Annotated in this window: 11 protein-coding genes; 2 read left to right on the forward strand and 9 right to left on the reverse strand. The window is 40.3% G+C overall.

Going from position 1 to position 10,901, the window contains the following annotated elements:
- Positions 1 to 78: 78 nt before the first annotated feature.
- The gene (locus tag GOU96_RS15305; protein WP_042989054.1) at positions 79 to 942 is read right to left on the reverse strand and encodes a LysR family transcriptional regulator; all 864 of its coding nucleotides are present in this window, start codon (positions 940 to 942) and stop codon (positions 79 to 81) included.
- Positions 943 to 1,144: 202 nt separating this feature from the next.
- Between GOU96_RS15305 and GOU96_RS15310 the strand changes: the two genes are divergently transcribed.
- Positions 1,145 to 1,519 carry a YybH family protein gene (locus tag GOU96_RS15310; protein ID WP_001960893.1) on the forward strand — a complete coding sequence of 125 codons (375 nt, stop codon included), beginning with the start codon at positions 1,145 to 1,147 and terminating at the stop codon, positions 1,517 to 1,519.
- A 212-nt stretch (positions 1,520 to 1,731) separates the two neighbouring features.
- Here the strand turns inward: GOU96_RS15310 and GOU96_RS15315 are convergent, their stop codons facing one another.
- From GOU96_RS15315 to GOU96_RS15325, 3 genes are read right to left on the reverse strand one after another with little or no spacing between them, the layout of a single operon-like run.
- Positions 1,732 to 2,730, reverse strand: coding sequence for a FecCD family ABC transporter permease (locus tag GOU96_RS15315; protein ID WP_420719697.1), 999 nt, complete (start codon positions 2,728 to 2,730; stop codon positions 1,732 to 1,734).
- A 16-nt stretch (positions 2,731 to 2,746) separates the two neighbouring features.
- Complete coding sequence (locus tag GOU96_RS15320) at positions 2,747 to 3,697, reverse strand: ABC transporter substrate-binding protein (RefSeq protein ID WP_057558636.1); 951 nt, start codon at positions 3,695 to 3,697, stop codon at positions 2,747 to 2,749.
- A gap of 29 nt (positions 3,698 to 3,726) precedes the next feature.
- A complete protein-coding gene (locus tag GOU96_RS15325; RefSeq protein ID WP_032473341.1) occupies positions 3,727 to 4,503 on the reverse strand; it encodes an ABC transporter ATP-binding protein in 777 nt (258 codons plus the stop codon).
- Positions 4,504 to 4,881: 378 nt separating this feature from the next.
- Between GOU96_RS15325 and GOU96_RS18635 the strand changes: the two genes are divergently transcribed.
- Positions 4,882 to 5,118 carry an AbiH family protein gene (locus GOU96_RS18635; RefSeq protein WP_413470528.1) on the forward strand — a complete coding sequence of 79 codons (237 nt, stop codon included), beginning with the start codon at positions 4,882 to 4,884 and terminating at the stop codon, positions 5,116 to 5,118.
- A 183-nt stretch (positions 5,119 to 5,301) separates the two neighbouring features.
- Here the strand turns inward: GOU96_RS18635 and GOU96_RS15330 are convergent, their stop codons facing one another.
- The 5 genes from GOU96_RS15330 to GOU96_RS15350 form a co-directional block, all read right to left on the reverse strand.
- Complete coding sequence (locus tag GOU96_RS15330; protein WP_267782935.1) at positions 5,302 to 7,236, reverse strand: AAA family ATPase; 1,935 nt, start codon at positions 7,234 to 7,236, stop codon at positions 5,302 to 5,304.
- A complete protein-coding gene (locus GOU96_RS15335) occupies positions 7,229 to 7,741 on the reverse strand; it encodes a hypothetical protein (protein WP_193252849.1) in 513 nt (170 codons plus the stop codon). Before GOU96_RS15335 ends, GOU96_RS15330 begins: the two co-directional genes overlap by 8 nt.
- Positions 7,728 to 8,939, reverse strand: coding sequence for an ABC-three component system protein (locus GOU96_RS15340; RefSeq protein ID WP_231798446.1), 1,212 nt, complete (start codon positions 8,937 to 8,939; stop codon positions 7,728 to 7,730). Before GOU96_RS15340 ends, GOU96_RS15335 begins: the two co-directional genes overlap by 14 nt.
- A gap of 501 nt (positions 8,940 to 9,440) precedes the next feature.
- Complete coding sequence (locus GOU96_RS15345) at positions 9,441 to 9,920, reverse strand: DUF1456 family protein (RefSeq protein WP_263213894.1); 480 nt, start codon at positions 9,918 to 9,920, stop codon at positions 9,441 to 9,443.
- 389 nt (positions 9,921 to 10,309) lie between these two features.
- Positions 10,310 to 10,901 (reverse strand): DUF1176 domain-containing protein (locus GOU96_RS15350; protein WP_324701998.1); only part of this gene is annotated, 592 nt, incomplete at its 5' end.

Below are 10,901 nucleotides of genomic sequence, written 5' to 3' on the forward strand. Positions count from 1 at the left end.
CAGCTTCAAGTAGGAAGAGGATAATGCTCCCCTGATTACACCCTTCCTTCAAGCCACTTTTCCGCTTGAGGGAAGGGGCTAGCTCAACCTTTTGGCTAGCGCTTGCTCCAAGTAATCGGTACATAGCTTCACGATTGTAGGTGTATGGCTAGAGTACGGCGTTAAGGTATAAACCGTATTGATGGGTAAAGTGTAGTTAGGCACGACATTCACCAGTTGTGATCCCCTCTCTGACAAGTAAAAATCAGGGACAATACCTACGCCCGCGCCAGAGCGAATCAGTGCTAAACAGGTATGAAATGAATTCGCGGTACAACTCGCCTGTTGACGATAAATCCACGTCTGCCCCTCAGCGCTGCGAAAATGGTGTTCAATTTGCTTAGGTTGCCAAACATTCGCAATATACGGCGACTCATTAAGCTTCGTCTTGCGCTCTTCAAGCCCACATAAAACATCTCTAAATTCGCCAATCCTTTTTTGTTTCAGTGAACTGTCATGAGATGGGCCAATTCGGATCGCCATATCAATGTCGTTTGCCATCAAATCCAGATGCTGGTCATCCGCAATCAATTCCGGTTTTAACTTAGGGTATTGAGTCATTAATTCGGCGATCACAGGTGCCACCAAGCTATCCATCAAAGCGTGCGAGGCCGTAATACGAAATCGCCCTTGCGGCTCGGTTTGGTAGTCAGAGGCAATATCCCAAGCTGACTCAGCAATCGAATTCAACTCTTTGCATTTTAAATAAAACTGCTCGCCGACATCGGTTAATGTTTGACGCCGCGTGGTTCTTTTCATCAGTACCATACCCAGCTCATTTTCTAAGGTTTTGAGATGCTGGCTAACCACGGATTTTGACACATTAAGTTTATCGGCTGCCGCAGAGACGGAGCCGGCCTCCACTACATGCGCAAAAATCGCCATCTGCCTTAATCGATTCATGACCAATTGTTCTCTTTCTCTAAACAGTCATTTTTATTATTGGTATTTTTCAGATTAATTGAAAGCACTAATCTAACTGGGAAGAGATGAGTTATCCGCAAACCACTTGCCGTTATCGTTTCAGATAAAAACCCATATCCCCAAACAACTTGAAGTAACCGCTTTAAGTCGAAGGGAGAAGAGAGATTAAGAGGAATCCACTATGTTAGATCATTCAGTATTAGCCACTTGTATGAAGGGTATTGAAGCTTGGCAGAACGCGTTTAACCAACAGGATGCGCAAGGTTGCGCAGAACAGTACGCGACGAATGCCATCATGTATGCTCGTCCCTTTGGCCAATTTGAAGGCCGAGAAGCCATTCAGGCCTTTTGGCAAAATATTATGGACCAAGGATTTGCACAGGTAGAGTACCATGATGTGCAATGGCAAGCTGCAGGTGAAAACGGCTACATTTTGACCGCGAAATGGCAAATGAATAAAGCGTTTGGCGCGATTCATCGTGAACATTGGGTGGTAGAAGCCGATGGGAAAGCCCGCTTAGCCAGCGATGACTTCGAAGTATTAGGGGAGCGTTAATCTCCTCCCCCTTTCTCAAAGGACTAAGGTAGGGGGTATTTCGCGCCAAGCTCGCTAAAACTCGTACAGCTGATATATCAGTGACCACTAAAACACTTAATATATAAAGGCATTACAATAAATAGCCGCATTCAGCGGCTTTTTTATACCCTTCCAACTTGAAGCTGCAACAGTGTTGGCTACGGAACACATCATTTACTCCTCTCATAACACTAATTTTTCTTCCAAACTAAATACAAAACAAACACACCGCCAACCGCGGCAGTAATAATTCCGACCGGTAGTTCTTGCGGCGCAAGTAATGTGCGACTAAGCAGATCACCAAGGCTCATGATAACCGCGCCCCATAATGCAACGAGAGGTAGCAAGCGCTTATGAGTCATACCCGAAAATGGCCTTATCAAATGTGGAACCATTAAACCAATAAATCCCACCACACCCGTTATTGCGACGATCGCCGCAGTACAAAACGCACAACAGATAAAGATTTCACTGCGCAGACGATGAACATTCATTCCCAGAGAGTGAATGGTCTGATCACCAACCAGCAGCGTATCGATCGCGCGATACCGTTTGACCGACAGCACAACAACAACCGCAACACCTAACCAAGCAAAAGGTAAATTATCCCAACGCGCCAGCCCTAATCCTCCCATGGTCCAGAAAAGAATAGAACTGGCAGCACGCTGGTCGCCCGAGTAGATAAAAAAGCTCGTCATGGCACCAAACAAAAATGAGATGGCGAGCCCACATAGCACTAAGTTGTCGTTACCACGCTTTTTCTGCATCGAGAACAGCATAATCACCGCAGCAGCAGAGACAAGGCCACCACTAAACGCGGCAATGGGTAGCGACCAAACACCGAGCGTATCCCCTAAGCGAGTGATAACTAACACTGCGCCAGCAGACGCCCCTGAAGAAAGGCCAAATAGAAATGGATCGGCCAAATCATTACGCGTGGCCGTTTGTAATAATGCTCCAACCATCGCAAGTCCCGTACCCGCAATAATCGCAAGCAGCGCTCGCGGCAAGCGCAGATCCAGCAAAATTCGGCTCGTCATCGACATATCTTGTGAGCCAATCTCGGCCATTCCATCCCAAACCTGATGGATAGAAAAGGTCATCGAACCGTACATTAAGCTCAATAGAAATGTCGTGCCTAACAGAGTGCAGCCCAACAACCACATCCATGAATAGCGGCTAATTTTCATCATTTAATAAGCCGTGTTATTGAGCAAAAGCACTAGCCATCTTCTCAACGGCAGCGATATTCGCAGGCCCAGGCGTTAATTGTTCATATCGCAGCTTAATATAGCGTTTGTTCTTAACCGCATTGGTGTATTTCATCAGCGGATGTTGCTCGAGAAAATGTTGCAGTGCATTCGCACCATTGGCATTTTGATAATCAAGTAAAATGATGACATCTGGATTTTCCTTAGCCACCTTTTCCCACGAAGTGGTCGCCCAACTGGTTGGCATATCATGCACAACATTGACTCCACCTGCGGCTCGAATCATAGCGTCTGGCATCGCAAACTGACCTGCGGTAAACGGCTTATCTTGACCAGAATCGTATAAGAATACCTTCGGAGCTTTGGCGTTGGATGTAGGCTTTGGCAAAGCCGCAATACGTTGTTTCCAACTGTTGACAAGTGCATTGGCCTTATCTTGACGGTCGAAAATCACGCCAAGCTTCAGAATGTCTGTATACAGTAAATCCATACTGGCACTCCTTTGCTGCTTCGGATGAGTGTGGACACAGCTTTCGCTCAGCACCAAAGTATCAATGCCATAAGGCGCTAATGTTTCAGGCGTGACCTCGCCACCCACTGTCATGCCATAATTCCAACCAGCGAAGAAGAAATCGGCATTCGCGGCTATCATGGTTTCAAGCGATGGGTATTTAGGTGCCAGCTCTGGAATCCCACCCAAACGATGTTTAAATTCAGGTGACATCTTGTACCAGCCAGTGATGCCAGTAACGCCAGCCATATCATCTTGCAGACCTAAAGCAAACGCCATTTCAGTCATGTTGATATCATGAAACACCGCATGAGTCGGGCGCTTCTCAATCATCAATCGGGTTCCGCAACTTTCTACTATCACCGGATATTGGGTTGTCGTTGCTTGCGCAGCGGTGATAGGCAATAAAAGTGAAAATATAACTTTCCATTTCATAAGGTCATTCCTGTCGAAAATTTGAGTGCTTAACATGCAGCTTCAAAATGAAGAACCGCGTTGTCGATATGTGGGTGTTGAAAAGTCAGCACATTTAGCCCAAATATTGGCGTGATATATTGATTGCTTAGGATTTCTACTGCCGAGCCGCATTTCACAATGCGTTGATTGGCCATGAGAATCACTTTATCGGCGAAAGGAGCAACCAATTGTAAATCATGCAATACTGCAATACAGGCGACGCCTTTCCGTTTAATGAGAGCGAGCAATTCTAAACGCGCTAAAGGATCTAAATGATTAGTAGGTTCATCGAGCAGTAACAGTTGAGGGTGCTGGGCAAAAGCTCTAGCAATATTTGCTCGTTGCTGTTCACCACCAGAGAGCGAGCCCATTGTGCGCTCGCTTTTTTCGAGCAGTTTTACGTCATTAAGCGCGTTATCAACCGCCGCCAAGTGAGAGCTTTGGCTACAACACAAAGCATGTGGCACTCGACCAAGACTGACATATTCACGTACCGTTAAACGCGGATCGACGTAATCATTTTGAGCAACAACGGCAATCAATTTGGCTTTTTGCTGAAGAGATAACTCGCTGAGTTGGTAACCATTAATCAGCAGCTCACCTTGCACTGCCGCGTATTCGCCAGTAATCGATTTTAACAGACTCGATTTACCACTGCCGTTCGGTCCTATCACGGCAAAACATTGACCACCTGCGACCTCAAACGTTGCATCAATCAACGCTTTCCAGCCCTGCGGGCTTCGTGTTGCTAGTTGCTTGACTTCTAAGATCACCCCCAAACTCATTCCCCTTAACGATTAAATGATAACAACCACCAAATGCAATGTTATAACATAACAACACATTGCACTTTAGTCGACGGGCAGATGAATATAAATGGCAAGTTTTTATGCGGATATCGGTCGGCACTGCAGGACTTATCTTGGTAACAAGTATCGTTGGATAATGGATGTTTCAACACTAGCTCAAGCATTACACCCCACATTCTAGGGCGATGGGACTGGATTTGTGGTCGCTTGGTGATCACATGGCTGATTGTGGTGGGATAACGCGTTTATGGACAATTTGATGCCAGTGGCTTTTCTAAATTAGCTCAAGTATGAAAAACACTGATAGGCACAAAGCAAGGCCTGCCCGCGAAAGTTGAGAAAAACGTTCTGTTTATTCGTGACAAAGCTGAATTTTTCTACAATCTCAAAAACATCAATGAAGTTATAATCAGCGGATATTCACTGGCAGATGTTGACTTACCTTACTTTGAGCATCTTTCTAAATCAGTCAGTCCCGAAGCAAAGTGGACAGCAACCTACTATGCTAAAGAAGAGCAATCGAGTCATCTCTTCACTTTAACTAACTTGGGAATACAAAACGTTTCAGTGGTGAAATTTGAAGATTTATAAAATCCATGCTTTGCTATCAACTGTAAGTAGGTCAGGTCACTTCGCTGCAATATGCTATCCCTAGAACATCAAAATGCGACAATGATATAGTTAAAGGAAATATCAGATGATTAATTATCTGTATTTCCTTTAAACATCATCCATGCGGAAATTAATTTTGGCATTTGAATGTAAAGACTTAAGCTAATCTAAATAGTCATTAATCAAACCATAATCAAATTCAGGCTCACTCTTACTGAACCTTTTTGATACATGAAATATATCTTTTCGCTCGCGAGCAGTAACTGCCAAATCGTTATCTACAACAATGATTTGATAATTTCTACCTTCTTCATTGGCATATTCAGCAATAGATAATAGTTGCTCATATACTCTTTCATAAACCTTTTGATCTGATGACACATCATCATTATTTACATCTTGACTACGATAGCGACCAATATTATTCCCCGGGGTATCTATCATCATAAAGGTTGGAAAGTTTGAATTATTCTTCAATGAATACAAAAGCTTTGATAGATAAATACCTAAAGAAGTTATTGTTCTAACTCCACCAGATGTAAGTTCAGTAAAAAACTTATCCCTAACTAAATAATCCAGTCTATCATCGACCATTGATGACTCAACATTATTCAACAAGCTATTAGACATGTACGTATTAAATTCTTGACTTAGTCTACCAACAACCGTCTCACTGTCTTCTGAATTTTCCTTAGCATTGATCAGGTCACCATCTAGTCTTCTCATTATCTTTTCAATATTATTCATTTCTACAGAGATAATATCTAGCCTATTGACAATGGATCTATCTCTAGCAAGAATTTTCTTATTTGATAGTAAATCAACTTTCTGTTTCTCAAGAAGGGAAATTGACTCTACAATTTCTGAAACTTCTTTTGCATATTTAGTATCAAATGAATACTGTATTTCTTCAATTCCATGTCGTGCTTGCTCTATTTTCTTTGCGTTAGATTCGATGCTTTCTCTAACTTCATCTATTAGAGAGTTTAAGTTCTTAATTTTCCTATCTAAAGATTTTTTCTCTGAGCTTAAAATACTAACTGGTATTCTTGATTTTTCTACATCTCTATTTTGGGGAATGTTACATAGAGGACACTTAATTTCTGTAGAATGAATAGAATGAAAGGTAGATTCAACCTTTATTGATGTTGAGATAGATCGACGTTCTTCGAGGTATGAATTCCTTAACTTTATATAACTAGACAAATCCGTATTGTAATCTTTGTTTTTTTTCTGAGATTCTTCAATTAACTTACTGTATTTCTGAAGTCTATGCTCAATTTCTTTTGTCATGCCAGACGCTTTTTTGTAGTCTTCTTTTAATAAAGACACTTGGTTATCTAGAATTTTTACAGCGTCATTGTTTTCTTCTTCTTTTTTCTCAAAGTCGATAGAAAAGTCGAAATTAACCCTATTCAAAAACTTAGTTATTTCATTATATTCCCGTTTTTTCTCATTTAGCTTTTCTTGTTGCTTTGCTATTGCAGCTTCGAGCTCAGAGATATTTTGATTATGTATATTAAACAAAAATTTCATTATCTCTTTATGCTTAACATATCTATACCTTTCATTCATATTAAGCAATGAATCTGATGCTATATCTTTTTGCTTAAGATATAAAAAATTTAGTAAATCTTTAAAACCAACTCTATGCATCGTTGAATCAGTTTTACTTGGTGAGATCTTAACTTTAGTAATAGGTAACCCTAATAGTTCCATTATAAAGAAAGATATGTAACCATCTGGCGCATCACCATTTAAATCAGGGGACAATATTATTGGAGCAATATCTGGATTTACAACCCCTCGATACCCTTTAATATACTGTTTGCTGTTAAATAGCTCACGTTCAAATATATATGTATCATCATTTATTTCGACAGTAAGCCTTGCAGACCTTGCACTTTCTTCAAGTTCATCATAACTATCAAGGCTTGATGCCCCTAAGCAATATGAAATCAAGCTCAATATACTACTTTTACCGCAATCAAGGTCACCCCATATTATATTAATACCAGAATCAAACTCTATCTCGTAATTTTTTCTAGTCCCTAGGACCGTCAATTTTCTTACAATCAAACTAGGTGAATTATTCATACGAAGCCTCAACTAAAGATGAAAACAACTCTTTTTCAGACTTGCTAACGCAAAATTTCAATCGTTTTATATTTTCTTTCCACGCAAGAATAAGTGGGTCGTATTCATTTATATCAATATAATTTTCAATAGACAGCAAGTTATAGTTTTTATCTATATTAAACTTAAGAATATCTAGATTACAGAGCTGTATAACATAGTCTTTAACCAATTGACCCTGTATAGATTCTCTTATACTGTCTCTATTTTTATAGGAATAACCTTCATCTATATTCTTAAAACTAGTGTCTATAGATTTGTTATATTTAAGCAGTATGCTCTCTACTATACTTTCGCTCACTATAGCTGCATTAAAAAAACAGAGCTTTTCCATCGTTAGTACTAAGCAACCATTTCTATTTGATTGCAACTCTCTTACAATTAAATAGATCCTTGTCATATTTACTGTAGGTTCACTCAATACGTCTAAATATGGCATATAATTAGCATCATCAAACTCCATCATGAGCCTCTGAAATGTCCTTATTACACCAAACAACTTCTTGATCGACCATGTTAGCTAATTGATGAAGCATGCCTATCTTCTCTAAGAAAGATACGCTTTCAATAGCAGACTCTAAAATTGTAGAGTCTTTGTCTTTTATTTCACTATGTACTTTATAAACTAACTCAGAACTATCTATTTTATTTTCATCATAAAGATAGAATTCATTCTGATATATGAACTTTATCTTGTCATACAATTCGTTTAATTTGCCAACACTTCTTTTATTTAATCGACAAGCTATCTCAGCTTTAAAATATGATTCTTTCGACGATTTAATCAAACTAGCATTAACATCAGCAATAATTAATTTTATTACAAACAATTCTCTTTCATAACTTTTAAGCTTGTCTATTTTGCTATCTTTAAAATCCTTTTCGATCACAATCCCAGATAGTCTCTCTTTGACAAAATCTCTTATTAAGATAAATGATGTGCTATTTTTACTGGCTGGTTTACATATGCTGGTATGATCTTCATCGTTGACTTTAAATACATCTACTTCATCAGCACTGTTTGGAACAGCGCAATGCGGCAAGACCACTTCATCATCTAAAGAAACTAAGTACCTCGACTTGGGTAAATAACTTTTGTTTTTACTCCATTCCTTCTCAAGGTTCATTGTTTGCTCATTAAGGGGTTGGAGTTCAGTAATATGCTTGTTTTTGCTAAATGAAAGAAACAAGGCTTGTAGGGAACCATGGTGGGGGGTAGCAAGGGAAATATATGATTTGATATTGTCCACTGTCCCACTCTTGAGTTGAGACAGTATCAAACTTTTTGCAACTAACCCTCCCATGCTATGGCCTATTAGGATAATCTCTCGATGATCATCAAACCTAGCTCTCAATTCCGACTCCAGACCACTAGCCAACTGACCTATCGTTTTATTTTTACGTACTTTTTTACTCTTTGACAGTATTTCTAGAGACCCAAAAATTGGTAGCTTACTTAACAAGCCAAATGAATGCTTAGATACGAAGCCATTCATGAATTCAGTAATCTTACTGAAGTAGTTGTACTCAAAAAAATCACAGTACTCAGCAATTACAGCATCATCTTCGCGTAAAAGCTCTTGTAATGACTTACCATCATCATTCACCCAAGTATCTGTGTTCCCTCTCAAACCGTGTATAAAAACAACTGCTACTCTATCCATTATATACCTCCTTGCGCATAGTGATATGCAATTCAGTTAAATGTCAAGAAGCCTTTAGATACACCCTCATAAAACCATGATAAATTTGATATTTATCTATATTTCGAATGCTGGTAGTTCCTATGTGTAGTTTTCAACGGTTGTGGACCTATGCTAGTTTTATAGCAGGAAAACGCAAAACTCACGCTCTTGCTCTTTGAAGTAGTGCTGTCATCAGTAAAAAGCCCCTTATTGACCCTATCACGCAGTGGAACATCTTGACCAGAATAGTGGCCCCTAACTGGCTTAAGGTTTTAGCTTGGGTTTATCTTGGTAGGGTCATAGGGGTCGGTGTGTGTCTTGATTCTAAAAGCCGACCAGATTTCAGCGTGGTCTGAAGAAAGACAAAGAGTAGACGTGATTGTGAAGCGCTAATATAGGTCTTTAGCATGATAAAAGCGAGTAGCCATAAAATGGTTCTCGCTTTTCTAATCAATTACCACGTTCGATTCGAGATAAAAATTACCCAGTAAACTCTTCAGAATCGGGACGATTGGTAAACTGCACACCATTTAAGAAGTCGCACAGCAGTTGGTCTTCACACTGTTTGTAGTTTTTGTTGTTTGGCTTGCGGAAATACGCACCAATTTCGTATTTACTTAAACTAATACCAACCACTTCTAATACGTCCAACACATCTTCTGCTTTCATGTCTAGCGCAATGCGCAGCTTCATGAGAATCATGTTGTTGGTCAACGTGACTTCTGGCTTAGGTTGCTCGCCGTCTTTTTTTCCTCGCTTGAGGTTAATAAAGCCATTTAAGAATACCGCTAACTCTTGATCCTTCATCTTAATGCAAGATTTGTCGCTTTCATCTTTTAACCAGTTTGCCACTTTATCGTGAGCCACAGTGACTTCGGCCTGCTCGAAAGCTTTCATTATCTGTGCGTTTTTAAGGTTTAACGCGTGTTGGATACGACGTAAAATTTCGTTGTTAGTCACTAGGGATTCCTAAAATGAGTTCTAAGTGTGAATAAAAATCCATCAATGATATGCGATCTGTGGGTGTCTTTATTCAATAGCGTAGTTGACGGTGACTCTAACAGAGAACACGTTTGTTCGGTAGGTTAAAAAATAGAAATAAGACGGCCTATTCGAACTGGTTGGCTAAGTTGGTAAGCCCCCACTTTCATAGACACTATGCTGATTAGAAGAACCTCACTGTTATTTGTGAGGTAGAAGGTTACTGGCAAGGAATGGGCACTTCTGAGTTACGAAGTGCCAACTATTAAGGTTCTGTGCAGTTATGAGTTAGAGAACATGTCAAATTATCAACTATCTGAAGATTTGAATTAATAAAGCGGTTTCCGTAAAGACTACCTTCAACATAATTATTTATTCAAATCTTGTGCGACAACCACTTCACTCACCCAGATAGGCATTGGATCAATGCCTCCTGCGGCAATGCCACGGCATAAACCGGTAGTACTGTCGTTCGAACGAACCATTGTTTTGCCATCAAACACCCAGCTCTCAAAGCTCCAGCAATCCCCTAATCCTCGACCTTTGTGAGCCGAAGAAACGATGCCGTCAGAATAGTCATTGCCGGAGATATTAAGGAGTTTGGGAAGAGCAGATTCGCCTTCATCCAATAACCAGTAGCTTGAACCATAGTTATAAGCCGAAATCCAACAAGATGCTTCAATCAATGATTGACCGTTATTAAACTTTGCAATAGAGATTGAAGGCGACTCTTCAAACAGCCTTCCGCACTCAGTGCTGTCTCCCTCATCCTGATAGGTCGCACGAAGTTGTGGTAACAATTTGGCATACTGAGCAGATTCTGGTTCAAGCGATTTCATTATTGCATCGCCGCCAACATTCACCAGTGTGGGCAGAGCCGCAGCAGGGATAACCTTGGACTCAGCGCTCTGACCTTTTGCGACAATGGCAAATGGAGTGTTCTGACGCCCCTGATATTCA

It is taken from the genome of Vibrio sp. R-1 (assembly GCF_035615595.1).
Taxonomy (GTDB): Bacteria; Pseudomonadota; Gammaproteobacteria; order Enterobacterales; family Vibrionaceae; genus Vibrio; species Vibrio cholerae.

What these genes read in the sequence shown, in the direction of transcription:
- GOU96_RS15340 (WP_231798446.1), bottom strand. Translation starts at nt 8,939, where the DNA reads ATGGATAGAGTAGCAGTTGTTTTTATACACGGTTTGAGAGGGAACACA.
- GOU96_RS15315 (WP_420719697.1), bottom strand. Translation starts at nt 2,730, where the DNA reads ATGAAAATTAGCCGCTATTCATGGATGTGGTTGTTGGGCTGCACTCTG.
- GOU96_RS15330 (WP_267782935.1), bottom strand. Translation starts at nt 7,236, where the DNA reads ATGAATAATTCACCTAGTTTGATTGTAAGAAAATTGACGGTCCTAGGG.
- GOU96_RS15305 (WP_042989054.1), bottom strand. Translation starts at nt 942, where the DNA reads ATGAATCGATTAAGGCAGATGGCGATTTTTGCGCATGTAGTGGAGGCC.
- GOU96_RS15335 (WP_193252849.1), bottom strand. Translation starts at nt 7,741, where the DNA reads ATGATGGAGTTTGATGATGCTAATTATATGCCATATTTAGACGTATTG.
- GOU96_RS15310 (WP_001960893.1), top strand. Translation starts at nt 1,145, where the DNA reads ATGTTAGATCATTCAGTATTAGCCACTTGTATGAAGGGTATTGAAGCT.
- GOU96_RS15320 (WP_057558636.1), bottom strand. Translation starts at nt 3,697, where the DNA reads ATGAAATGGAAAGTTATATTTTCACTTTTATTGCCTATCACCGCTGCG.
- GOU96_RS15325 (WP_032473341.1), bottom strand. Translation starts at nt 4,503, where the DNA reads ATGAGTTTGGGGGTGATCTTAGAAGTCAAGCAACTAGCAACACGAAGC.